A 23,508-nucleotide genomic window follows, 5' to 3' on the forward strand; every position below is an offset into this window, starting at 1 on the left:
GCGCCAGAAGACCAGAGGATATCATGGCCGAAGCCCCCGCTCCCTACGACGTCGTCATCATCGGCGGGGGGCCCGGCGGCTATAACGCCGCCATCCGCGCCGGCCAGCTGGGCCTGAAGGTCGCCTGCGTCGAGATGCGCGCCACCCTGGGGGGCACCTGCCTGAACGTCGGCTGCATGCCGTCCAAGGCCCTGCTCCACGCCTCGGAAATGTTCGACGCCGCCAACAGCGAGTTCGCCAAGATCGGCATCGAGGTCCAGCCCAAGCTGAACCTGGGCCAGATGCACAAGTCCAAGGACGACAGCGTCACCGCCCTGACCAAGGGGATCGAGTTCCTGTTCAAGAAGAACAAGGCCGACTGGATCAAGGGCAAGGGCAAGATCGTCGGAAAGGGCAAGGTCGAGGTGACCGCCGCCGACGGCTCGGTCCAGACGGTGGAGGCCAAGAACATCGTCATCGCCACCGGCTCGGAGCCCACTCCGCTGCCGGGCGTCGCCTTTGAAGCGGGCAAGGTGATCGATTCCACCGGCGCCCTGTCCCTGCCGGCCGTGCCCAAGAAGCTGATTGTGGTCGGCGCCGGCATCATCGGCCTGGAGCTGGGTTCGGTCTGGCGCCGCCTGGGCGCCGAGGTGACGGTGGTCGAGTTCCTGGACCGCATCACCCCCGGCATGGACACCGAGGTCGCCACCGCCTTCCAGCGCACCCTGACCAAACAGGGCATGGCGTTCAAACTGGGCGCCAAGGTCACGGCCGCCAAGTCGGGCAAGGACGGGGTCGAGCTGACGGTCGAGCCCTCGGCCGGCGGCGCCGCCGAAACCCTGAAGGGCGACGTCGTCCTGGTCGCCATCGGCCGCCGGCCCTATACGGACGGCCTGGGTCTGGAGACCATCGGCGTCACGCCGGACAAGCGCGGCTTCATCGACCATGATCACTTCAAGGTCGCCGACGGCGTCTGGGTGATCGGCGACGTGACCCATGGCCCGATGCTGGCGCACAAGGCGGAGGAAGACGCCGTCGCCGTGATCGACACCATCGCCGGCAAATACGGCCACGTCGACTACGCCCTGGTGCCCAGCGTGGTCTACACCTTCCCCGAAGTCGCCTGGGTCGGTCAGACCGAGGATCAGCTGAAGGCCGCAGGCGTCGCCTACAAGAAGGGCAAATTCCCCTTCACCGCCAACAGCCGCGCCAAGATCAACCACGAGACCGACGGCTTCGTTAAGGTTCTGGCCGACGCCGCCACCGACAAGGTTCTGGGCGTCCACATCATGGGCCCCCAGGCCGGCGAAATGATCCACGAAGCCGCCGTCACCATGAGCTTCGGCGGCGCCTCGGAAGACATCGCCCGCACCTGCCACGCCCACCCCACCCGTTCGGAAGCCGTCCGTCAGGCGGCCATGGACGTCGAAGGCTGGATGATGCAGGCCTGATCCGGCCCCCGTCGACCTGTCAGTCGATGTGACAAGGCCCGCCCGGAGGATCCGGGCGGGCCTTTCATTTGCGCCTGTTCGATCCCGCTCAGGCGGCCCAGACCGTCCGTTCGTCCTGAGCGTCGCCGTATGGCGCCCCGTCGCCCAGACGGAAGCGCGACACCAGTTCGGCCAGCCGTTCCGCCTCCTGGCTGAGCGCCTGGTTGGCGGCGGTGGTCTGTTGGACCATGGCGGCGTTCTGCTGGGTGGTCTGGTCCATCTGGTTGACGGCCGTATTGACCTCGGCCAGCCCCTCGGCCTGCGCCTTGGCCGAGGCGGCGATCTCGCCGGCCAGCTGGTTGATTTCGGCCACCTGGCCGATCAAGGCGGTCAGGGCCGCACCGGTCTGGGACACCAGTCGAGCGCCCTCGCCGACGCTGGCGCTGGAGGCGGCGATCAGACCCTTGATCTCGCGCGCGGCCCCCGCCGACCTCTGGGCCAGGGCGCGAACCTCTGAGGCCACCACCGCGAAACCGCGACCGGCCTCGCCCGCCCGCGCCGCCTCGACCCCGGCGTTCAGGGCCAGGAGATTGGTCTGGAAGGCGATTTCGTCGATCACCCCGATGATTTCCCCGATCCGGCCCGAGGTCGCCTCGATCTCGCCCATGGCGGCTGTGGTCTCGGCGATGATCTGTTCGCGCGTCGCGGCGCCGCTTCGGGCCTCGGCGGTGATGTCGGCGGCGGACCGGGCGCCTTGCGCAGTCTTGCGCACCGTGACCGTGATCTGATCGAGGGCGGCGGCGGTCTGTTCCAGGGCGGCGGCCTGTCTTTCGGTGCGGCGCGACAGGTCGTCGGTCGCCGTCGTCACCTCCGATGTTCCCGCCCGCATCGCCTCAACCAGGTCTACGATGTCGGCCATGGTCGCCGCCAGCGTGTCCACGGCGGCGTTATAGTCGTCCTTCAGCTTGCGGCTGCGCTCGGCGAAGTCTGCGGTGATCCGATGGCTCAGATCTCCGCGCGCCAGGGCCGCCAGACCTTGTCCGAGCGCCTCCGCCACCAGGGCGTCTTCCTCAGCCAGACGGTCCCGTTCCGCTTCTCCCGCCTCTTGCGTCACACGGGCGGCCTCGCGCATGGCCTCGGTCTCGGCTTCCGCGGCCTTCTGGCGCACCGCAGCGTCGCGGAAGGCGGCGACGGCGCGGGCCATCTGGCCGATGTCGTCTTCACGCATGGCCCAGGGCGTGTCGAAGTCGGTTCGGCCCTGGCGCAGGGCTTCCATCCGCTCGCACAGAGCCTTGAGAGGCGAAAACATCCGGCGGGAAACGATCAGACACAGCCCGACCCCCAGCAGGGCGGCGGCCAAGCCGCACACGAACAGGGCGATCATCACCTGGTTCACCGAGGCCATGAAGTCCGCCTTGGGAATGCCGACATACAGCACGCCGATGGTCTGGCCGGCCCTGGTCTTGATCGGGTCGTAGGCGACGAAATAAGGCTTGCCCAGAATGTCGGCCTGGCCTCGATAGGGTTGGCCCGCCTTCAGCACCGCATCATAGACGGGGCCGGGCTTCAGCCGAGTGCCGACGGCGCGCGAGCCGTCGTCCTTGACCACATTGGTGGTCACGCGCAGATCGTTCAGAAAGACGGTGGCCGTACCCCCGACCAGGGTCTTGATCCGGTCCACCGGCTCGACGAAGTCGTTCATCGGGGTCGATCCGACATACAGCCTGCCGTCGCGCGCCGTGAAGCCGTCGCCGTAATCGGCCAGCACGTCCCAGGCGACCCGCATATTGGCTTCCTGACGCTCGGCGGCCTGGGCCTCAGCGTCGCGGGTCAGCAGGACCGCAGCGACGGCCGTCAGCACCAGGGTCAGGACGCCCAGGGCCGTAATGACCATCAAGGCCGTCTTGCCGGAAAGGGAAAGCGCGCTGGGCTTCATGGCCGATCCTCAGCGATTCGGTCTGGCGGACCACGACTGTTACCGAACAGGGTCTGGATTTCTATCCCTGGCAAGGGCCGACCTTCTCAGTCAGCCAGGCTCTTCAACCTGTAGAGGGTCTCCAGAGCCTCGCGCGGCGTCAGGGCGTCGGGGTCCACCGCCTGCAAGGCCGCCTCCAGCCTGGAGGGCGCGCGCGCCGGCTCCGGCTCGGCCACGGCGAACAGCGGCAGGTCGTCCAGGCGGGCCGCAGCGGCCTTCTCCCCTTCCAGCCGCTCCAGCACCGCCTTGGCCCGCGCCACCACCGCGGCCGGCGCCCCGGCCAGCTTGGCCACCTGAACGCCGTAGGACCGGTCCGCCGCCCCCGGCGCCGCCTCGTGCAGAAAGACCAGGTCGCCGTTCCACTCCTTGGCCGTCATGGACAGGTTGCAGACGTGGTCCAGCCGCGTCTCCAGCTGGGCCAGCTCGTGATAGTGGGTGGCGAACAGGGTGCGGGCGCGGTTGACGTCGTGCAGGGCCTCGGCCGTGGCCCAGGCGATGGCCAGGCCGTCATAGGTCGCCGTGCCGCGGCCGATCTCGTCCAGAACCACGAAGCTGCGCGGCGTGGCCTGGGTCAGGATGGCGGCGGTCTCGACCATCTCCATCATGAAGGTGGATCGGCCGCGCGCCAGGTCGTCGCCGGCGCCGACGCGGCTGAACAGCCGGTCGACCACGCCCAGACGCATGGCCCGCGCGGGCACGAAGGCCCCGGCCTGGGCCAGGATCACCAGAAGGGCGTTCTGGCGCAGGAAGGTCGACTTACCGGCCATGTTCGGCCCGGTGACGATGGCCAGCCGGGCGCAGTCCGATCCAGCCCCGTCCAGCCGGGCGTTGTTGGGCGTATAGGGATCGCCGGCCGCCTTGACCGCCGCCTCGACCACCGGATGCCGCCCGGCCTCGACCGAAAAGACCAGACTGTCGTCCACCACCGGCCGGGTCGCCCCGGCTTCCTGGGCCCATTCCGCCAGGGCCGCATGGGCGTCCAGCTCCGCCAGGGCCTCGGCGACCGCCTGCAGCGGCTGGGCCAGGCGGGCGACCTCGCGCCGCCAGCCCTCGAAGGTCTCGGCCTCGATGGCCAGGGCGCGGTGACCGGCCTGGCTGATCCTGGCGTCCAGTTCCGACAGTTCGACGGTGGTGAACCGCACCTGGCTAGCCAGGGTCTGGCGATGGATGAAGGGGCTGTCCGGCCCGGCCCGCAACAGACCCTCCGCCGCCTTGGCCGAGGTTTCCAGGAAATAGCCGAGGACGGCGTTGTGCTTGACCTTGAAGGGCACGCCGGACTCGGCGACCGCCCGCGCCTCCAGATCGGCCACCACCCGGCGGCTGTCGTCGCGCAGGGTGCGGGCGGCGTCCAGTTCAGGCCGATAGTCGGGGCGCACGAAACCGCCGTCGCGGGCCAGATGGGACGGTTCGTCCACCAGGCCGTCGATCAGATCGGCCTTCAGCCGCGACACCTCGGGCGACAGGCTCAGTCGGTCCAGAGCCAGGGCGATGCGGCGCGGCTGGCCGGTGAGCGGGTCCACCTGGCCGATGAACAGGCCCGCGATCCCCTCGGCGACGGACAGGCCCACCCGCACCGCCGCCAGATCGCGCGGACCGCCGCGCCCCAGGGCCAGCCGCCCGACCGCCCGGGCCACATCGGCCGAGGCCTTCAGACTGTCGCGCAGATCGCGCCGCAGATCGCGCCGCTCCAGCAGCCATTCGACGGCGTCGAGCTGTTCATTGATCGCCAGGGGGTCGCGCAGCGGCCGGGCGATCCGTTCCGCCAGGGCCCGGGCCCCGCCCGAGGTGACGGTGCGGTCGATACAGGCCAAGAGCGAGCCTTCGCGTTCGCCCCTCTGCGTCCGGTCGATCTCCAGACTGGCCCGGGTCGCCGGGTCGATGGCCAGAAAACCGCTCTCGCCCAGACGGCGGGGCGGGGCCAGGGCCGGAACCTTGCCGGCCTGGGTCGTCTCCAGATAGGCGGCGATCAGGCCGAGCGCCGAGACCTCGGCCTCCTCGAAGGCGCCGAACCCGTCCAGGGCCGCAACCCCGTACAGCCGCTCGACCCGCGTCCGCGCCGCCTGGGGCTCGGCGATGGCCGAGGCCAGGGCCTGAACCACGCCGCCGGACCCGTCCAGGGCGTCCCGCGTCGTCGGGTCGGAATAGATGCGGTCAGTGACCAGGACCTCGGACGGGCGGAAGGCGGCGAGCGTCGCCCCGAGATCCTCCAGCGCACAGGCGACGCTGTCCACCGCGCCGGAAGACAGTTCGACCACCGCCACGGCCGCGCGACCCTTGCGCACCGCTGCGGCGGCCAGCCGGTTGGCGCCGCGCGCGTCCAAGAGACTGTCCTCGGTCAGGGTGCCGGGCGTCACCACCCGCACCACGCCGCGCTGGACCACGGCCTTGCCGCCGCGCTTCTTGGCCTCGGCCGGGTCTTCCAGCTGTTCGCAGATGGCCACCTTGTGGCCCAGGCGGATCAGCCGGGCCAGATAGCCCTCCATGGCGTGGACCGGCACCCCGGCCATGGGGATGTCCTCGCCCTGGTGCTTGCCCCGCTTGGTCAGGGTGATGCCCAGAGCCGCCGCCGCCACCTCGGCGTCCTTGAAGAACAGCTCGTAGAAGTCGCCCATGCGGAAGAACAGGATGGCGTCCGGCTGACCGGCCTTGGCCGTCAGATACTGGGCCATGAAGGGGGTGGCGCCCTCCAGAGAGGCGGCGATGTCAGGCGGGTGAGAGACAGGGGCGTTCATGTTGCGACAGGGTGACGGATCGCGTCCTGGCGCTCAAGCCCGTTGACCGGCTCTTGCACAGGCTTGTCGCCCCTGCGATAGGCCGGATCAGGCGGTTAAGGGAACACGGTGAGACACCGTGGCTGTGCCCGCAACTGTAGGCGGCGAGAGCGTCGTCCGTCCGGGGTCTAGACCTCGGCGCCACTGGGTGACTGGGAAGGCGAGGACGGCGGTTTATGACCCGCAAGCCAGGAGACCTGGCCGCCGACGTCGCTCGCTCCTGTCCGGGACCAGACAGAGGCGCGGTTTCTCCGTGGAAGCGACCCGATCTTGCGTCGTCCCGGCCTCGCGGCCGGGCGGATCGGCTCGCTGGTCACGACCCTGCGCGCGCATTCGCCGGGCCGATACGGGGACATCGCTCACAATGAAGCGCTCCATTCTTTCATCGACGGCGGCCATGGCCGCCGTCATCGCCGCACCCGCTTTCGCCGATGAGGCGACCCAGCTGGACGAGGTCGTGGTCACCGCCACCCGCCTGCCCGCCATCGTCGCCGAGACGCCCGGCGCCCGGGTCATCGATTCTAGGATCATCGAGCAACGCGGCGCCGTCTTCGCCGCCGACATCCTGTCCGACGTGCCTGGCCTGTCGGTGACGCGAACGGGGGCCTTCGGCGGGATCGCCCAGGTCCGCATGCGCGGCGCGACGCCGGGCAAGACCCTGGTGCTGGTGGACGACGCGCCGGTCAATGATGCGGCCGAACCGAACGGCGCCTATGACTTCTCCAGCTTCGAACTGGCCGACATCGACCGGATCGAGGTGCTCAGCGGTCCGCAGTCGTCCCTGTGGGGATCGGACGCCATCGGCGGGGTGATTTCCTTCACCACGCGTGAAATCGACGGCGTTCGCGCCGAGGCCGAGGCCGGCAGCTTCGACACGGTGCGCGGCCGCCTGTCGGCCGGCGTCGCCAATGAGGCCTACGCCTTCAGCGCCTATGTCTCGCGCTTCCAGACCGACGGGATTTCCGCGGCGGACAAGGCGGACGGCAATCCCGAGACCGACGGCTTTCGCAGCACGACCCTGGGCGCCAAGGGCCGCTATGTCCTGTCCCACACGGTCAAGGTCGAAGGCGCGGCGCGCTGGAACGACAGCCACGCCGACATCGACGGCTTCCCCGCGCCTGACTATGTGCTGGCCGACACCGGCGACGCCCAGGACAGCGAACAGTGGTCGGGCTTCGGTCGGGTGACGGCCCAGGCTTTCGGTCTTGATCATCAGTTCAGCATCTCGGCGTCCGATCTGGAGCGCACCTCCTACAGCGACGGCTTCGGCTCGACCTTCAGCGGCGACCGTCAGGCCTACCGCTGGCAGGCGGACGGTCAGGCGCAAGGCGTGGACTACGCCTTCGGCGTCGAACGCAACGAGGCCTCGGCGGCCCTGTCGTCAGGTCTGTCGCGCGACTTGTCGATAACCTCGGTGTTCGGCGTGGCCCGGTATGACGCCGGCCCGCTGAACCTGAGCGGCGGATTGCGGTACGACGACACGGACGATTTCGGCTCAAAGACCACGGGGCGGATTTCGGCGGCCTATGATCTGGCCGGCGGCTTCATCCTGTCGGGCGCCTATGGCACAGGCTTCAAGGCCCCGACCGTCAGCCAGGCGGTGTGCGACTATTGTTTCGCGCCCCAGCCGTGGCCCGCGCTGAAGCCGGAGACGGCCGACAGCGTCGAGATCGCCCTGGGCTGGGCCTCCGCCGACGGTCGATTCGAGGGACGCGCGACCCTGTATCGGCTGAACGTCGAGGACCAGATCACCTATTCCGCCGGCCGCTACGTCAACGTCGCCAAGACGCGGTCGGACGGGCTCGAGCTGGAAGGCCGCGCGCGCCTCGGCGCCGGTTTCGACCTGACCTTGGCCTACGCCTGGACCGACGCTGCGGACCGCACCACGGGCGCCCGGCTGCTCCGCGTGCCCGAACACGCCGGTTCGGCGACCCTGGGCTGGACGGGGGATCGACTGTCGGGCGCCCTGACCGTGCGGGCGGAAGGCGAGCAGGACGATTCCGGCGGCTTCTCGACCGTGGTCCGCAAGGGTTTCGTCACGGCCAATCTGAACGCGGCCTACGCTTTGACGGACAAGGTCGCCCTGACGGCGCGGATCGAGAACCTGGGCGACGAACACTATCAGCAGGTGTTCGGCTATGGAGAGCCCGGCCGGTCGGCCTATGTCGGGGTCAGGCTGCGCTACTGATCAGGCTGCGGGCGTCGGCGGCGAAGGCCGCCGGCGCCTCCAGCGCCAGTTCCGACCAGTCCAGGTCGGGGCCGGGCGCATGGGCGGCCGCCAATATGGCGCGCAGCTCGGCGGCGGAGGCCACGCTGGCCACCACCCGGTCCACCGCCTTCAGAGAAAAGGCGTAGGCCAGGGCGGCCTGCATCGGATCGCAGCGCCGTTCCGCCAGGCGCCGTCGGATGCGCGACAGCGCCTGATCATAGCCCGTCAAATGGGCCGGCAGATCGTCGCCGGGGGCGAACAACAGGCCGCCGGCGAAGACCGAAGACAGGTGGACCTGGGCCCCCAGAGCCTTGATCTCATCCAGAATTCCCTCGGCCGCCGCACGCTGGTCCAAAAGATTGCAGGCGACCTGAACCACATCGGCCTCCAGGCGTCGCGCCAGCAGGACCGGTCCGTCCTCGACCGTGGCGCAGAAGCCGATGCTGCGAAACAGGCCGCGGGCCTTCAAGGCCTGCAGCCGGTCCCACAAGGCCCGTCCCTCGGCGCCGGCCAAGTCGGCGGGATTGTTGACCAGCAGGGCCTCGCCACGCGGCAGACCCAGACGTTCCAAGGAGCGGCGCGCCCGCGCCTCGACCCGATCCAGTCCTTCGCCCAGGCCGACGGTGCGAACCGTGACGCGGAAGGGGGAGGGGAAGGGCCAGGCCTGGCCCAACAGCCGTTCGCCGTCGCCGGTCGGCTTGGTCGCGATCACCTTGACCCCCGCGTCCGCTCCCGTCTGCAACAGGAAACGCATCGCGTCCTCGCGGGCGCCCGACGGGGCGGCCATGAGGAGCTTGGCGGCGCGCTCGGGCTCGGTCACCACGGCCAGGGCCAGGCGATCGACCGGCGACGGCGCCGAGGGAGAGGGTGGGGACTGCGTCACCCCGCGATCATGCGCCCCAAAGCTTAAGGGAGGTTGATCAAGACCTTACGCGAGTCTTACTCATCGACCGCCGATATGGATCGGGCGCGCTCAGCCGTCGGCGTCGGGCTGCCGATCCGGGTGGGCCGCCTGAAAGGCCGGATGGTCCTGGGCGGCGGCCTCGACCGCCAGAAGGCGCGGCCAGGGCGTCAGGTCCAGATTGAACCGCCGCGCCGAATAGAGCTGCGGGATCAGATAGCAATCCGCCAGACCGGGACGATCGCCGAAACTCCAACCCGCGCCGTGGCGCGCGACCAGGACCTCCAGAGCGTCGAAGCCCGGCGTGATCCAGCGCCCCGCCCAGGCGTCGACCGTCGCCTGATCGGCGCCGAACTCCTGACGCAGGGCGGTCAGGACGCGAAGATTGTTCAGCGGATGGATGTCGCAGCCGATCAGGGCCGCCATGGCCCGGACCTGGGCCCGGTCCTGGGGGTCCTTCGGCAACAGGGGCGGCTCGGGATGGGTCTCCTCCAGCCATTCCAGGATCGCCGGACTTTGGGTCAGGACCGTCTCCCCCTGCTGCAAGGCGGGGGTCATGCCCTGGGGATTGATCGCCAGAAAGGCCGGGGCCTTCTGTTCGCCCTTGCGCAGATCAAGGGCCGCAGTCTGATAAGCCAGTCCCTTCAGCCCCAGGCCGATGCGGACCCGATAGCTGGCGCCGGACCGCCAATAGCCGTGCAGGATCATCAGACGATCTCGAAGCTCAGGGGCGCCAGACCCTCGATGGCGACCGCCACCTTGTCGCCGCGCACGACCGGCCCGACGCCGGACGGGGTTCCGGTGAAGATCAGGTCGCCCGGCTGAAGCGTCCAGAGCCCGCCCGCCGCCGCGACGATCTGGTCCGGGTTCAGGATCATGTCGCTGAGGACGCTGGATTGGCGGGTTTCGCCATTGACGGTCAGGACGATGGACCCGTCCGGGTTCGGCAGGGCGCCAAGGGTTATGGCGCCGCAGGGCGCCGACTGATCAAACCCCTTGGCGGCGTCCCAAGGGCGACCGGCCGCCTTGGCCTGGGCCTGCAGATCGCGTCGGGTCAGATCGCACCCGGCGGCCCAGCCGACGATCCGCCCGCCTTCGCCGATGGCCGCCACCAGCTCGGCCTCATAGTGCAGCTGGGCCGTCGCGGACGGGTAGGCCGGATCGGCGCCGTCGGTCACCACGGCGTCGGCCGGCTTCGAAAAGAAGAAGGGCGTCTGCTTCTCCGGATCCGACCCCATTTCGCGCGCATGGGCGGCGTAGTTCTGGCCCACGCACAGAATCCGCCGCACCGGAAACCGTCGCGCATCGCCGATGATCGGCAGGCTGGGCTGGGGTCGGGGCTCGAACAGAAAGGCGGTCATGGCGCCAATCTAAGGCGCCGGGACGGAGGTGACGAGGCCTTCACCGACATTGGCGACGACGGAACCTCGACAGGGGTGTGGCGTTGGCAGACGGGGTTCCCTATTCTAATGCCAAGCTTGAAACTGGAGCGCGCATCATGGCCACCACCAAGGCTCGAGAAGACATCAAGGCCGATCTGAAGACCCTGAAGGAGGATCTGAAGGCCGGCGCTCGCGAAGAAACCCAGCGCCTGCGCGAAAAGGCCGAGGAGGCCGAGGCCCGCCTGCGCGCCAAGAGCGAGGAAGTGCGCGAACAGGCCCGCACCTATTACGACGCCGCCCGCGTTCGGGGCCGCGAATATTACGACGACGCCGCCGAGCGCCTGGACGAAGCCCAGCGCTATGTCGTCGAACGGGTGCAGGAGCGTCCGCTCCAGTCCACGGCCATCGCCCTGGGCGTCGGTCTGGTGCTGGGCATGCTGCTGGCCGGTCGCCGCCGCTGATGTTCAAGGGCATCCTCAAGCGCGCCGTGGCGACCGCCGTGGTCGCCGCCAGCGTCTTTTTGGCCGTCATCTTCCTGGGCGTCGCTGTGTTCTACGCCCTCCAATTGATGACCACGCCCTTGGGCGCGGCGGCCATCACCTTCGGCCTGTTCGCCTTGACGGCCCTGATCGTCGCCCTCGTCTTCCTGAAGCGCGCCGACGGGGGCGATGAGGACGAGGAGGACGAGCCGGAGGGTCTGGCCGGCAAGATCCTGCATATGGTGCGCGAGCGCCCCGTCATCGGGGTGGTCGGCGGACTGGGGGCCGCCTTCCTGCTGCTGCGCAATCCCGCCCTGGCCGCGATCGTGGCCGGCATGGTGGCGGACCGCAAGATGGAGCATCGCGGCTACGGCCGACGCCGCCGGCGATAGTCTTTCCTTTCTCTGTCGCGGGCGGAACGCCCCGCGACCGGGAACGTTGATCCACCGACGGACGAACGGCTGCGAGGCCGCCGTCGGAAACATCAACGCAGGAGAGCTAAACCCATGATTCGCTGGGCAATTATCTTCCTGGTCGTGGCTTTGATCGCAGCCGTTCTCGGCTTCGGCGGCATCGCGAACTTCTCGTTCGAGATCGCCAAATTCATCGCCGTGATCGCCATCATCCTGTTCGTCATCGCCCTTGTGGCCGGCGGACTTCGCGGACGCGGCGCGCCTCGATTGTAAAGGGCGTCGAGCTTCAAAACGGAAAGGGCCGGAACGCGAGTTCCGGCCCTTTCTTCATGCCGAGGTCCTTATGGGCCGTGGCCGAGATGGAAAGGCGGCGTCAGACCGCCGCCTTTTCCAGCATGCCCGGCGCGTTCGGATCGGGCGCCGTCGCCGCGCGGCGGGTGTCTTGGCGACGCGGAAGCCTCCACACCTGATGCGGCCTGTAGGCCGCGCCGTCCCAGGCCAGGGCGGTGACCGTGATGGTCTTGGCGTCCCACTCCACCTGATTGAAGCCGGGCGGCGATCCCCGCTCCCGATGCGACAAGGTTCCGCAACCCACCGCATAGGAACAGCGATCCGCCAGGTCGATCGCCAGGGCGAAGGGCACATGGACATGGCCCGTCATGATCAGATCCACGCCCGCCTCGGCGAAGATCAGCGCCGCCTCGTCCCCGCGCTTGACCTCACCGGTCATCGGCGCCCCGATCATCTCGATCAGCGGATGGTGACAGGCGAGGATGCGCAGCGCCCCGATCGGCGCCTGCCGCAGGGCCTCGGCCGCGCGCCGGGTCTGGTCCAGATCGATGACCCCCTTTGACCAGTTGGGCCGAGCTTGCCAGCCGCGCGCCGTGACGACGCCGCGCACCATGACGGTCTCATTGCAGAACTGGCCGTCGTGGGCCGGAAACCCGGTCGCCGTCTCGAACGCTTTCCAGGGATGGAACAGCCTTGCGACCGCGTCCCAGTAGGGGACGTCGTGGTTGCCGACGATGACGAAGCGCGGCTCGGGCATGGCGCGCATCCAACGACCCGCCGCTTCGAACTCCCTGGGATAGCCCTTCTGGGTGATGTCGCCTGTGATCAGGACCAGGTCGTTGGGCGTGGCGTGGGCGTATTCCAGGGCGGCGGCGACCGCCCCCTTGTGCTCACATCCGAAATGAACATCGGAAAACTGGAGAATACGCCCCATTACAGACTGTCCTCGGCGGCGGGGGGTTTGGGCGCCAGGGCGCGAAACGCCTTGGGAATGAACCGCACCGTCGCCTCGGGGCTCAGAAGGAGGGGTTCGCCGTCGATCACGGCGGGAATCTTGGACCGGGCGCGGACGTCGATCCGCTTGGCGGGGCGGGTCGAGACCGCGGGATCATGGCGCCAGTCGCTGAAAAGGGCCGTCGCCGCCAGTCGGAAGGCCTGGCTGGCGTCCGACGGGTCCAGGGCCGCCGCCTCAAGCCCCGTCGGCGCCTCCATCGCCTTGGAGATCATCGGGCTGATCAACACCAGGGCTTCGGCGCGGCGACGGCCGCCTCCGTCCAGGCTGAACCTCAATCGGCCGGAAAAGGCTCGCCTCAACGCCCGTCGAGCATAGGCCCAGGCCAGTCTCAGCTTTCCGGTCCGCATCGCCTCGCGCGCCGGGGCCCACAGGGCCGGCGACCCCAGGATGGCCGCGCAGTAGAAATATTCCCCGCCGACCTCGCCGCCGGACACCGTCTGGGGCTCGCCCTCCTCCAGGGCGTGGCGCAAGGCCGCCTTCCAATCGCCGGTGCCGTAAAGCGCCTTGGGCAACATATTCATGGTGCCCCCGGGCAGGGGGGCGATCATCGGACCGTCCGGCCTGGCCTTGGCCGCCACCGAACGGGCCGTGCCGTCCCCGGCGAGAACGAAGATGACGTCGGGCGTTGCGGCGAAGGCGTCGGCGATGGCCTGGTCGAAGCCGCCGCCTTGCAACAGCATGACCTGGCTCTCCACCTGATAGTCGGCCAGGATCGCCTCGACCTCTGCGACGGCGCGCGATCCGACGCCGCCTGACAGCGGATTCACCAGAATGACCAACCGCTTCAGCGACGCATGAGGCGTCAGGACGCGGCCCGCGTCCGGGCGCGGCCCGCCCTCCCCTGTGTCGGGCTCAGAGCTCAGGATGTCGGTCATGTCGGGCCGAACGCCTGCCAAGCCGAGCCGTTCCCCTCAGCATGACTCGAACGTCGCTTTGACGCCTCAGCGGCTGGGGCTGGGCGTTCGGCCGATCAAGGCCTGCCCGTGGGCCCAGGCCGTCGCGATCCATCCGTCCATGGTCCGGCCGGCGGTCTCGACCGAACCCGCCCTGATCGACAGAACCAGCGTCAGGGCGCCGATCAAGGCCAGCAGAACCAGCAGAGTGTTGACCAGGGACGCCGCCGAGACTCTGCGCTTGCGTTTGCGAGGCCGCGACCAGATCGGTCCCTCGGCGCCGGCCGAAGCCCGCGTCAGTGTGGAAAATCGCATCGTCCTGCCCCCATAAGCTTGACTGCCGTGCGGCGATTTTAGCCGCTTCAGCGGAACAGTGATAGACAAGGGAACCGGTGCGGGAGTCCAGCGTTCTCGTATTCGGGGCGAACCCAGGATAAAGGAATTCACCATGAACAAGGCCATCATCGCCATAGCCGGCGCCGGTCTTCTGGCTTCGGCCTGCGCCAGCGATCCTTACGGCGGCACCAACCAGACGGTGCGCCAGGGCGCCATCGGCGCGGGCCTCGGCGCCGTGGCGGGCGCGGTCATCGGCAACAATGTCGGCGGCGGCAATGCGGCCACCGGCGCCCTGATCGGCGGCGCCCTGGGCGGTGCGGCCGGCGCGGTGCGCGGCTCTCAGGCGGACCGCAACAACCAGCAGCGTTATCGCGACAGCCAAGGTCGCTACTACTACTGCTACGACAACCGCCAGGACGAATGCTACTGGGACAATGGCCAACGGCGCTATTGAGCCTCAGGGTTTCTGAACGGGCGCGAGACGGCTCGCGTCCGTTCAACCGGGCGGCTCGTCGGCGACGGGCCGCCCTTTTTGCGTCTCAGACGCACAACCGAGGGGGACGGCATGAGATATCTGACGATTTCGGCATTGGGTTTGGCTGCGGCCGTGTCGGCCTGCGCCACGACGCCTTCCCGCGAAGCGATCGTGACGGGCGAGTCCCTGTGCGCGCCGGTGCGGTTCGACATTTATTTCCGTGAGAATGAAGCTCGTCTCACGCCCGCGGCCGATCAGGCGATCACGGCGGCGGCGAATGTGCTAAAGCCCTGTGACGTGCGTCGGGTCCAGGTGCTGGGCCTCGCGGACGCCACGGGCGGGTCTGCGGCCAACCTCAGCCTGTCTCAACAGAGGGCGCGGTCCGTGGCCCAGGCCTTGAACACCGCCGGCCTGCCCGCCCCCGTCTTCGACGTGGCCGCCGCCGGGGACGTCGGCGCAGTCACGACCGAGGGCGCTGCCGAGCCGTTGCGCCGCCGCACCGAGGTGGCGATCGACGCCCATCCTCGCTGATCCCGTAAAGGCGCCCTGACAGGGGCGGTCTCCCGGCCTAAAAGGCCGATCATGCGCCTTCTTTTCTCCATCCTGTTCAAGGCCGGCCGGCCCCGCGACGGCTCCAGATTCGGGGTGCGCCTGCTGCTGGTCTTGAACCTGGGCCTGCTGCTGGGCCTGGCCTCTCCGGCCCTGGCCCAGGTCCGAAGCCAAGCCCCCGTCGAGACGGGCGCTCAGGGCGCGCAGAACATCCGGGCGGAACTCATTCCTCTGGCGCGCTGGGCGGCGCCGGGCTCCACCGCCGTGGTGGCGGTGCGACAGCAGATCGCCGAGGGGTGGCACACCTATTGGCGCAACCCCGGCGATTCCGGGGGCGCCACCACCCTGAACTGGCGCCTTCCGGCGGGGGTCGAGGCCGGCGACATCGTCTGGCCCCTGCCGGCCCGTCAGCGGCTGATGAGCCTGGTCAACTACGGCTATTCGGGCGAGGTCTATCTGCCCGTGCCGATCGAGATCCCGGCCTCGGCCCGGCCCGGGACCACCCTGCCCCTGGTCGCCGACGCCCTGTTCCTGGTGTGCAGCGACCAGATGTGCGTGCCGGTGCAGATGAGCCTGAGGCTGGACCTGCCGATCCGGGAGGGGGCGCCGCCGCTGGACCCGGATCACGGCCGGGCGCTCCAGGCGGTGCTCGAGGCCGCGCCCCGCCCTGCGGGGATCGAGGCGCGCGCCGCGCTCGAGAACGGCGTCCTGACCCTGTCGGCGGCGGGCGGGCCGCTGGCGGAGATCATGGGCGGCGCGCCGGGCGTGACCCAGGCCTATTTCTATCCCTATGACGGCGGCGTGATCGACCATGCGGCGGCCCAGTCGGGCCAGGCCGGCCCCCGGGGGCTGAGCCTGACCCTGACTCCCGGCGCCGATCTGAAGGCCCAGGGCCTGACCCGACCGGTGTCCGGCGTCCTGGCCACCGACGCCGGCGCCTGGGAGATCACGGCCCGGCCCGGTCCCCCCCTGCCCGGAACGGCCGGCGGCGCGGCCCTCAGCGGCGAGGTCGTCCCCCCCGCCGAAGGGGCCGGCGCGGGCCTGATCCTGCAGTCGATCCTGTTCGCCTTCGTCGGCGGACTGATCCTGAATCTGATGCCCTGCGTCTTTCCCATACTGGCGATGAAGGCCGCCGCCCTGGCCGCCTCGGCCCATCAGGCCGGCGAGGCCCGGCGCGACGGCCTGCTGTTCCTGGCCGGGGTCCTGTCCAGCTTCCTGGTCCTGGCGGGCGCCCTGCTGATCCTGCGCGCGGGCGGCGAGGCCATAGGCTGGGGCTTCCAGCTTCAGTCGCCGGCGGTGATCGCGGGCCTGGCCCTGCTGATGCTGGGCGTCGGCCTGAACCTGTCGGGCGTCTTCCATGTCGGGGCAGGGCTGCAGGGGGCCGGCGCCGGTCCCCTGTCGCGGCTGCCCGGCGGCGTGGGGGCCTTCTTCACCGGGGTGCTGGCCGTGGTCGTCGCCGCCCCCTGCACCGCCCCCTTCATGGCCGCCGCCCTGGGCGCAGCCCTGCTGGCGCCCTGGCCCGCGGCCCTGGCGATCTTCCTGATGCTGGGCCTGGGCCTGGCCCTGCCCTATGTGGCGATCAGCCTGTCGCCCGGCCTGTTGCGACGCTTCCCCCGGCCGGGGCCGTGGATGGAGCGGCTGAAGGCCCTGCTGGCCTTCCCCATGTACGGCGCGGCCCTATGGCTGGTCTGGGTCTTTTCGCGCCAAACGGGACCCGACGCCTTGGCCCTGGTCCTCGCTGCGGGCCTGATGCTGGCCTTCGGTCTGTGGCTGTCCGGTATGAACCAGGCGCGCCGGGCCCAGGGCGGGACCGCCGTGGTCAGCGCCGTCGCCGCCACCCTGGCCCTGCTCTTCGCCGTCGGTTTCGCCGGTCTGGCCGCCACCCGGCCGCCGTCCGCGGCGGCGGCCGAGACCGGTTCCCTCACAGCCGCCCCCTGGTCGGCCGAGGCCGTCCGCGCCGCCCAGGCCGCAGGCCGTCCCGTCCTGGTCAACTTCACCGCCGACTGGTGCGTCACCTGCAAGATCAATGAGCGCGCCGCCCTGTCCTCGCCCCGCGTCGCCGAGGCCCTGAAGGCGTCGAACACCCTCTATCTGGTCGGCGACTGGACCCGCCGCGACGACGCCATCAGCCGTGAACTGGAGCGTCACGGCCGCTCGGGCGTGCCCCTGTATCTGTTCTATCCCGCCGCCGGCGGCGAACCCCGCATCCTGCCGCAGTTGTTGACCGAGGGTGTGGTGGTCGAAGCGCTGACGGGACGGTGAAGACGCGGCGAGCGTCGGATGCGGCGGCTCAGTGGCGGATGACCAGCGTCCTCCGGATTTCGACCGCCTCCAGGCGGTCGATGCCGTTCAGCACCACGATCCAGGACTGGCCGTCCGGCGGCGTGCTGTCGAAATGGACCTCGGCCTCGGGCCAGCGGTCGTCGACGACCGGCTGCATCTTTCGAACCCGCACCCGGCCCTCGGTCGGCTCTTCCTGATAGACGGTGTTCTTCAGCCGAACGCCCAGCAGCCGGTCCAGCGGCAGGTCGGCCAGGGCGCGTCGCGGATCAGCGCAATCTTCCGGCTTGTCCGAACGACATGACAGGGCGAACCCCAGTTCGTCGGGGCCGGCGGCCCGCGCCATCGCCCGCGTCAGCCGGTCGAGCATCCGCAGGGTCGGTTCAAGCTCGCGCTCCGGGGCGCCGATCCAGCCGCCCTCTGACAGACACCCCGCATCAGAGGCGAGGTTCGGATAGGTCGGGGCGTAGAAGACGACGGTCTGAAAAGGCGTCAGCGCCAGCGGCGTGTCGTCGGCCGCCTCCTCGCCCACGCGCGGCGCCCCGGCCGAGGCGACGTGGGAGGTGCGGCGGCACAGGCCGTCCGAATGGACGCTCGGGCGCTCGTCGAAGCGAATGAAATAGCTCTGACCCGGAAGCCACTGTCGCCGGACGAGGCCGCCCTCGATCCGCGCCGCCGTCTCCGGCGGCAGTATCCGCTGCGCCAGGGCGACCGGCTCGGCCCCGCGCACCGCGCCGAGCGGAACGGTCGCGGATTCGACCATTGACGCGGCCATTGATGCGGCAACGGCGATCAGGGGCGCAAGACCAGCCATGGGGACTCCGGAAACGGTTTCCCCCAGCCTGCACCCGCACCGTCACCCCCGCAACCCGCAACCCGCAGAGGTCGGGGTTTCGCTCGCTAGACCTCAGGCTGAGGCGGGGCGGTGATCACTTCGACATTGTCGTTCAGCAAATAAGACAGTTCCGACAGGGCCGTAGCGCGCTCTGCGGGGGTAGCGGCGGCCTGAACCGCCTGGACCTTTTTCGGCATGTCCTCGGAGATGCCGCGCAGGATGCATTTCAGATCGCCGTCGGTGCCCCGTTCCTTCAGAATCAGATGGCCCTGCAGGTCCAGGGCCGCCAGTTCGTCCGCCTGGGCCTTGAAGCCGGTGAAGGCCTGGCTGGTGAAGAAACCAGCGTCGTCCGCAGCCTTTGACGCCGCCCAGCCGTCCACCATCGCCTTCAGCCTCCCGGACCGGGCCACGATGTCGGCGAACAGGGGCTCGGCCGCCACGGACACGGGGGCGCCGGCGGCCGCAGCGGGCTGATCAGCCGCCAGGGCCACGGCGGGATTGGACAGGGTCAGGGCGATCGTGAGAGCAAGGCCGCAGGACATGGGTGACTTCCTGTTTCAGCGTCGGCTAGGACGTTGAACCGGCATACGCTCGACCCGTAAACGAGTGTTTACCTTCCTTGTCTTCCCAAGATTTCTCCTCCCGAGGACGACTGATGACCCGCAACGACGCCTGGACCGCCTTCGACGCCGCCGCCGCAACGGCGGGCAAAGCCCGTATCGTGGACCAGTTCGCCGCCGATCCGGACCGTCTGGCGCGGATGTCGGTCGAGGCGGCGGGTCTCTATCTGGATCTGTCGAAACAGAGCTGGACCCGGGACGCCTTCGAGGCCTGTCTGGACCTGGCCCACGCCTGCGACGTCGAGGGCCGTCGCGCCGCCCTGTTCGCCGGCGAGGCCGTCAACCTGACCGAGGGCCGGGCCGTGCTGCATCCGGCCCTGCGGGCCCCGGCCGGCGCCGACTTCAAGGCCCTGGGCGAGCCGGTCTCGGCCGAGGTGGACGCGGTGCGCGCCGACATGAAGACCTATGCCGAAGCCGTGCGCGCGGGCGCCGAGGCGGGGGCGACGGGCAAACGGTTCAAAGCCATCGTCCATGTCGGCATCGGCGGCTCGGACCTGGGTCCGCGCGTGGTGTGGGACGCCCTGCGGCCGCTGGAGCCGTCCATCGACCTGCGTTTCGTCGCCAACATCGACCCCCGCGACATGGCCGAGGCCCTGACGGGGCTCGATCCCGAGACCACCCTGGTCGTGGTGGTGTCCAAGACCTTCACCACCCAGGAAACCCTGGCCAACGCCGAGGCGGCCAAGGCCTGGCTGGCGGCCGCCCTGCCGGTCGAAGGCATGACGAAACACTTCATCGGGGTGACGGCGGCGCCGGACAAGGCGGCGGCCTTCGGCTGCGGCCGCACCTTCGCGTTCAGGGACTGGGTCGGCGGACGCTATTCGCTGTGGTCGGCGGTCAGCCTGTCGTGCGCCATCGCCCTGGGCTGGGACGTGTTCGAGGCCATGCTGGCCGGGGCGGCGGCCATGGACGATCACTTCGTCTCGGCCCCGCTGGAGCGGAACGCCCCGATCCTTCTGGCCCTGGCCCAGGTCTTCAACGTTGACGGCCTGAACCGGCCCGCCCGCACCGTGGCGCCCTACGCCCACGCCCTGCGTCGCCTGCCGTCTTTCCTGCAGCAGCTGGAGATGGAGTCGAACGGCAAGCGGGTGCATCGCGACGGCGCGCCCGTGACGCGCCAGACCTGCCCCGTCGTCTTCGGCGAGCCCGGCACCAACGGCCAGCACGCCTTCTTCCAACAGATCCACCAGGGCCCCAAGATCGTCCCGGCCGAGTTCGTCATCGTGGCCAAGACCCACGGAGACGCGCCGGAATCCCCCCTCTGGTCAAACGCCCTGGCCCAGGGTCAGGCCCTGATGCTGGGCAAGACCACCGAAGCCGCCAAGGCGGAAGGCCTGGCCCAGGGCCTGTCGGAAGAAGAGGCGACCCGTTTGGCGACCCACCGGACCTTCACCGGAAACCGCCCCTCGACCGCCATACTGATGGACCGTCTGACGCCCCAGACCCTGGGCGCCCTTCTGGCCCTCTATGAGCACAAGACCTTCGTCGAGGGCGTGATCTGGGACATCAACAGCTTCGACCAATGGGGCGTGGAGCTGGGCAAGGTCCTGGCCAAGGCGATCCTGAAGGACGTCCACGCCGGCGGTCCGTCGGCCGATCTGGACCCTTCCACGGCCGGCCTGATGACGCGATTGATGGACTGAGGCTCAGGCCGGCGCGGAGTCGATCGTCAGGACGCGCCGGGGGGTGCGTCTCCCGGCCGGCGGCGAGCGGTGCAGGACCACCGGCAAGTCCGGCCAGGCCTGCCAGCCCGGCGCCGCGCCCTTGATGACGGCGACGTCGCCGGGATGAAGCGTGCGCACCCGGCGGCGCGTGCCGATCTTGCGTCCGTCCAGATCCTCGCCGATCTCGCCGGCGAAGGCCCATTCGGGCCCCGGCCCCTCATAGGCGACGATCAGGCGCACCGGAACGGCGTCCTGATGAAACCGCGGGCAGGCGCGCCGGGTCACGGTCTCCCACCGCGCGCGCCAGGCGTCGTATCCGCTGATCGCCGCCACAATCTCCGCCAATCCCTCGATATCCTGCAGCAACCATTCGGGCGCCGGGCCGGACGTGGCGATCCAGCGCCCGTCACAGTCGGCGGTGAAGTCCGGAGGGGGTAAGGCGTCCGGCGGCATCGGACTGGGCCGCGACCAGATCGCCATCCGCACCTGCGGCTCGAACAGGGTGGTGAAGACCGTGGGCGCCTGCCCCTGGACGACTGCGCCGACCGCCATGGAAAACCTTGCTGACTATGCTTGTTATAATATAACGTAACTCTCACAGTCGCCGGGCTGTGGTCAAGCTCGGCGCAGCAGCGTGGAGCGCCGTCATGTCCGAGTTCAAGACCCTGCCCGTCACCGTCCTGTCCGGCTTTCTCGGGGCCGGCAAGACGACCCTGCTGAACCACGTCCTGGCGAACCGCGACGGGCTGCGGGTCGCGGTCATCGTCAACGACATGAGCGAGGTGAACATCGACGCCGCCCTGGTGCGCGACGGCGGCGGGGCGGACCTGTCGCGGACCGAGGAACGGCTGGTTGAGATGTCCAACGGCTGTATCTGCTGCACCCTGCGCGAGGATCTGCTGATCGAGGTCGGCAAGCTGGCGCGCGAGGGGCGGTTCGACTGTCTGCTGATCGAATCGACCGGAATCTCCGAACCCATGCCGGTCGCCGCCACCTTCGACTTCCGCGACGAGGACGGCTTCAGCCTGTCGGATCTGGCCCGGATCGACACCATGGTGACGGTGGTGGACGCCTTCAACTTCCACCGCGACTATCCCTCGACCGACCGGCTGAAGACCCGCGGCGAGCATCTCGGCGAGGATGACGAACGCACGGTCGCCAATCTGCTGATCGACCAGATCGAGTTCGCCGACGTCATCGTGCTGAACAAGTGCGATCTGCTGGAGGAGACGCAGCTTGGGACGCTGAAGGCGATGATGGCCCAGTTCAATCCGCGCGCCCGGATCATCCAGGCGGTGCGCGGCGCCGTGCCCCTGGATCAGGTCGTCGGCACGGGCCTGTTCGACATGGAACGGGCGGAACAGGCCGCCGGCTGGTCCCAGGCCCTGCGCGGCGAGGTCACGCCCGAGACTGAGGAATACGGCGTTTCAACCTTCGTCTACAGGGCGCGCAGACCCTTTCATCCCCGGCGCTTTTACGATCTGCTGCAGCGCGAATGGCCCGGCGTCTGGCGCTCCAAGGGCTTCTTCTGGCTGGCCAGCCGGATGGACTATGTCGGTTCTTGGAGCCAGGCGGGGGCGGTGACCGAGCATGAATGGGGCGGACTGTGGTGGGCCTCGGCGCCGCGCGACCGCTGGCCCGACGACAATCCCGAATGGCTGAAGGCGATCGAGGCCGTCTGGCGTCAGCCCTACGGCGACCGGCGTCAGGAGATCGTCCTGATCGGCAAGGACATGAACCGCGATCTGCTGACCTTGATGTTCGACGCCGCCCTCTTGACCCGGTTCGAGATGGAACGCGGACCCAGGGGCTGGGCCAGGCTGGAGGACCCTTTCCCGCATTGGGGGCCGCGTCGGGACGCGGCATGACAAAAGGGGCGCCTCGATCGGCGCCCCTTCTTCATTCAGGCCTGTCGCCTACCAGCGGCGATCGTAGCGGTAGTCGCGCCGGTCATCGCGACGGTCGTAACGTTGGTCGCGGCGATAGTCGCGATAGTCGCGGCGCTGCTCCCAGCGCGGATCGCGGCTGTTGATGCCGTGTTCGCGCTCCCAGTGGCCCTGGTTCCGGTAGCAGCGGCCGCCGCGATAATAGCCGCAGTCCGATCCGCGGTTGGACGAGGCCGCCGCGCCCAAGGCCGCGCCGGCCAAGGCCCCGCCCGCAATATAGGTTCCGTCGCCATTGCCGTAGACGGCGCCCGCCAGTCCGCCGACGGCGGCGCCGATCAGGGCGTTGCGGGCGGTGTCGTCGCGGTCACGCGACTGGGCCGAAGCCGGGGCGGCGGTCAGGGCCAGGGCGGCGGCGGGGGCGACGACGGCGGCGGTGATCTTCAACAGCTTGGACATGGTCCGTCTCCTCTGAATCGTCTCGCGTCTTCCGGGGATCGCGAGCGTTGAGGTCGTTTTAGCGGGCGCCGTTTGAACGGGTTCGGAGGCCGACGTTCATCGCGGGTTCATACGTCGCGGAAGTTTCACACGCGGCAGCGCTTGACGCTCCGCCCCCCTCTGACTAACTCCCGCTCGCGTTAGCACTCTCTGTGGTCGGCTGCTAAAACGGCGGTCGCGGAGAGGCTGACCCATTGTTCAAATCGCCCCATTCGGGGGATCAAGGGAGACAACCGATGGCGTTTCGTCCGCTCGGCGACCGCGTGCTGGTCAAGCGCGTTGAAGAAGAATCCAAGACCAAGGGCGGGATCATCATCCCCGACACCGCCAAGGAAAAGCCTCAGGAAGGCGAAGTCGTCGCCGTCGGCCCCGGCGCCCGCGACGACTCTGGCAAGGTCAACGCCCTGGAGCTGAAGGCCGGCGACCGCATCCTGTTCGGCAAGTGGTCGGGCACGGAAGTGAAGATCGACGGCGAAGACCTGATCATCATGAAAGAGTCGGACGTGCTTGGAGTGCTGAGCTAAGGCTCAGCCCTCAGTGGCGAGTGATCAGTGGCGAGTGGCGAGCAGGTTTCCGGACGAAACCGCCGCCGTCGCCCCAATCTCAGATCCTCGCCACTCGCCACTAACC

The 23,508-nt window shown here is 69.3% G+C and carries 23 protein-coding genes and 1 riboswitch; of the genes, 11 read left to right on the forward strand and 12 right to left on the reverse strand.

The features are described 5' to 3' along the window. Positions 1-23 precede the first annotated feature (23 nt). The gene (gene lpdA, locus AC1RKE_RS04560; protein WP_054764351.1) at positions 24-1,430 is read left to right on the forward strand and encodes a dihydrolipoyl dehydrogenase; all 1,407 of its coding nucleotides are present in this window, start codon (positions 24-26) and stop codon (positions 1,428-1,430) included. Between the two features lie 88 nt (positions 1,431-1,518). On the opposite strand, the gene AC1RKE_RS04565 is transcribed toward lpdA, so the two are convergent. Both AC1RKE_RS04565 and mutS read right to left on the reverse strand, forming a co-directional pair. Beyond that, positions 1,519-3,345, reverse strand: a complete 1,827-nt coding sequence (locus AC1RKE_RS04565; protein ID WP_348682917.1) for a methyl-accepting chemotaxis protein — start codon at positions 3,343-3,345, stop codon at positions 1,519-1,521. 86 nt (positions 3,346-3,431) lie between these two features. After that, positions 3,432-6,116, reverse strand: a complete 2,685-nt coding sequence (gene mutS, locus AC1RKE_RS04570; protein ID WP_348682918.1) for a DNA mismatch repair protein MutS — start codon at positions 6,114-6,116, stop codon at positions 3,432-3,434. A 50-nt stretch (positions 6,117-6,166) separates the two neighbouring features. Then, positions 6,167-6,374, forward strand: a riboswitch (cobalamin riboswitch). A gap of 145 nt (positions 6,375-6,519) precedes the next feature. Here mutS and AC1RKE_RS04575 point away from each other — a divergent pair. Further along, the gene (locus AC1RKE_RS04575) at positions 6,520-8,343 is read left to right on the forward strand and encodes a TonB-dependent receptor plug domain-containing protein (RefSeq protein WP_348682919.1); all 1,824 of its coding nucleotides are present in this window, start codon (positions 6,520-6,522) and stop codon (positions 8,341-8,343) included. On the opposite strand, the gene AC1RKE_RS04580 is transcribed toward AC1RKE_RS04575, so the two are convergent. From AC1RKE_RS04580 to AC1RKE_RS04590, 3 genes are all read right to left on the reverse strand, one after another. After that, entirely contained in the window at positions 8,327-9,247 is a 921-nt protein-coding gene (locus AC1RKE_RS04580; protein ID WP_348682920.1) for an aldo/keto reductase, read from the reverse strand. The two genes, AC1RKE_RS04575 and AC1RKE_RS04580, sit on opposite strands and share 17 nt — an antisense overlap. 90 nt (positions 9,248-9,337) lie before the next feature. Next, positions 9,338-9,973 (reverse strand): maleylacetoacetate isomerase, encoded by a 636-nt coding sequence (gene maiA / locus AC1RKE_RS04585; RefSeq protein ID WP_348682921.1) that lies wholly within the window; start codon positions 9,971-9,973, stop codon positions 9,338-9,340. Continuing rightward, positions 9,973-10,626, reverse strand: coding sequence for a fumarylacetoacetate hydrolase family protein (locus tag AC1RKE_RS04590; protein ID WP_348682922.1), 654 nt, complete (start codon positions 10,624-10,626; stop codon positions 9,973-9,975). Before AC1RKE_RS04590 ends, maiA begins: the two co-directional genes overlap by 1 nt. Positions 10,627-10,763: 137 nt before the next feature. Between AC1RKE_RS04590 and AC1RKE_RS04595 the strand changes: the two genes are divergently transcribed. The 3 genes from AC1RKE_RS04595 to AC1RKE_RS04605 all read left to right on the forward strand — a co-directional run bounded on the left by AC1RKE_RS04595 (position 10,764) and on the right by AC1RKE_RS04605 (position 11,812). After that, positions 10,764-11,108 (forward strand): ElaB/YgaM/YqjD family protein, encoded by a 345-nt coding sequence (locus AC1RKE_RS04595; RefSeq protein WP_054764358.1) that lies wholly within the window; start codon positions 10,764-10,766, stop codon positions 11,106-11,108. Next, positions 11,108-11,518: a hypothetical protein gene (locus AC1RKE_RS04600; RefSeq protein WP_201463446.1), complete on the forward strand. Its 411-nt coding sequence runs from the start codon at positions 11,108-11,110 to the stop codon at positions 11,516-11,518. The genes AC1RKE_RS04595 and AC1RKE_RS04600 overlap by 1 nt, the downstream gene beginning before the upstream one ends. A gap of 114 nt (positions 11,519-11,632) precedes the next feature. Further along, on the forward strand, positions 11,633-11,812 hold the full coding sequence (locus AC1RKE_RS04605; RefSeq protein WP_008262305.1) for a DUF1328 domain-containing protein: 180 nt from the start codon (positions 11,633-11,635) through the stop codon (positions 11,810-11,812). Between the two features lie 100 nt (positions 11,813-11,912). Here AC1RKE_RS04605 and AC1RKE_RS04610 read toward each other — a convergent pair whose 3' ends face one another. The 3 genes from AC1RKE_RS04610 to AC1RKE_RS04620 form a co-directional block, all read right to left on the reverse strand. Continuing rightward, positions 11,913-12,764, reverse strand: a complete 852-nt coding sequence (locus AC1RKE_RS04610) for a metallophosphoesterase family protein (RefSeq protein ID WP_348682923.1) — start codon at positions 12,762-12,764, stop codon at positions 11,913-11,915. After that, entirely contained in the window at positions 12,764-13,720 is a 957-nt protein-coding gene (locus AC1RKE_RS04615) for a diacylglycerol/lipid kinase family protein (protein WP_348682924.1), read from the reverse strand. The genes AC1RKE_RS04610 and AC1RKE_RS04615 overlap by 1 nt, the downstream gene beginning before the upstream one ends. Positions 13,721-13,786: 66 nt before the next feature. Then, positions 13,787-14,053, reverse strand: a complete 267-nt coding sequence (locus tag AC1RKE_RS04620; RefSeq protein WP_182713769.1) for a hypothetical protein — start codon at positions 14,051-14,053, stop codon at positions 13,787-13,789. Between the two features lie 133 nt (positions 14,054-14,186). Between AC1RKE_RS04620 and AC1RKE_RS04625 the strand changes: the two genes are divergently transcribed. The 3 genes from AC1RKE_RS04625 to AC1RKE_RS04635 all read left to right on the forward strand — a co-directional run bounded on the left by AC1RKE_RS04625 (position 14,187) and on the right by AC1RKE_RS04635 (position 17,360). Then, on the forward strand, positions 14,187-14,528 hold the full coding sequence (locus AC1RKE_RS04625; protein ID WP_054764362.1) for a YMGG-like glycine zipper-containing protein: 342 nt from the start codon (positions 14,187-14,189) through the stop codon (positions 14,526-14,528). Positions 14,529-14,639: 111 nt separating this feature from the next. Further along, a complete protein-coding gene (locus AC1RKE_RS04630; RefSeq protein WP_348682925.1) occupies positions 14,640-15,080 on the forward strand; it encodes an OmpA family protein in 441 nt (146 codons plus the stop codon). Between the two features lie 51 nt (positions 15,081-15,131). Then, positions 15,132-17,360, forward strand: a complete 2,229-nt coding sequence (locus AC1RKE_RS04635) for a protein-disulfide reductase DsbD family protein (protein WP_395941843.1) — start codon at positions 15,132-15,134, stop codon at positions 17,358-17,360. A 28-nt stretch (positions 17,361-17,388) separates the two neighbouring features. Here AC1RKE_RS04635 and AC1RKE_RS04640 read toward each other — a convergent pair whose 3' ends face one another. After that, positions 17,389-18,141 carry a hypothetical protein gene (locus tag AC1RKE_RS04640; RefSeq protein WP_348685300.1) on the reverse strand — a complete coding sequence of 251 codons (753 nt, stop codon included), beginning with the start codon at positions 18,139-18,141 and terminating at the stop codon, positions 17,389-17,391. A 137-nt stretch (positions 18,142-18,278) separates the two neighbouring features. Then, positions 18,279-18,755, reverse strand: a complete 477-nt coding sequence (locus AC1RKE_RS04645) for a hypothetical protein (protein WP_054764365.1) — start codon at positions 18,753-18,755, stop codon at positions 18,279-18,281. Between the two features lie 113 nt (positions 18,756-18,868). On the opposite strand from AC1RKE_RS04645, the gene pgi reads away from it, so the two are divergent. Beyond that, on the forward strand, positions 18,869-20,476 hold the full coding sequence (gene pgi / locus AC1RKE_RS04650; RefSeq protein WP_395941842.1) for a glucose-6-phosphate isomerase: 1,608 nt from the start codon (positions 18,869-18,871) through the stop codon (positions 20,474-20,476). Between the two features lie 3 nt (positions 20,477-20,479). Here the strand turns inward: pgi and AC1RKE_RS04655 are convergent, their stop codons facing one another. After that, entirely contained in the window at positions 20,480-21,049 is a 570-nt protein-coding gene (locus AC1RKE_RS04655; protein WP_395941841.1) for a DUF1826 domain-containing protein, read from the reverse strand. Between the two features lie 95 nt (positions 21,050-21,144). On the opposite strand from AC1RKE_RS04655, the gene zigA reads away from it, so the two are divergent. After that, complete coding sequence (gene zigA / locus AC1RKE_RS04660; protein WP_348685343.1) at positions 21,145-22,365, forward strand: zinc metallochaperone GTPase ZigA; 1,221 nt, start codon at positions 21,145-21,147, stop codon at positions 22,363-22,365. Between the two features lie 48 nt (positions 22,366-22,413). On the opposite strand, the gene AC1RKE_RS04665 is transcribed toward zigA, so the two are convergent. Beyond that, positions 22,414-22,839 (reverse strand): YMGG-like glycine zipper-containing protein, encoded by a 426-nt coding sequence (locus AC1RKE_RS04665; RefSeq protein ID WP_287397702.1) that lies wholly within the window; start codon positions 22,837-22,839, stop codon positions 22,414-22,416. Between the two features lie 275 nt (positions 22,840-23,114). Between AC1RKE_RS04665 and groES the strand changes: the two genes are divergently transcribed. Next, a complete protein-coding gene (gene groES / locus AC1RKE_RS04670) occupies positions 23,115-23,402 on the forward strand; it encodes a co-chaperone GroES (RefSeq protein WP_054764370.1) in 288 nt (95 codons plus the stop codon). The last annotated feature ends 106 nt before the right edge of the window (positions 23,403-23,508 follow it).

This window comes from Brevundimonas sp. GW822-FHT03E11 (assembly GCF_058801445.1).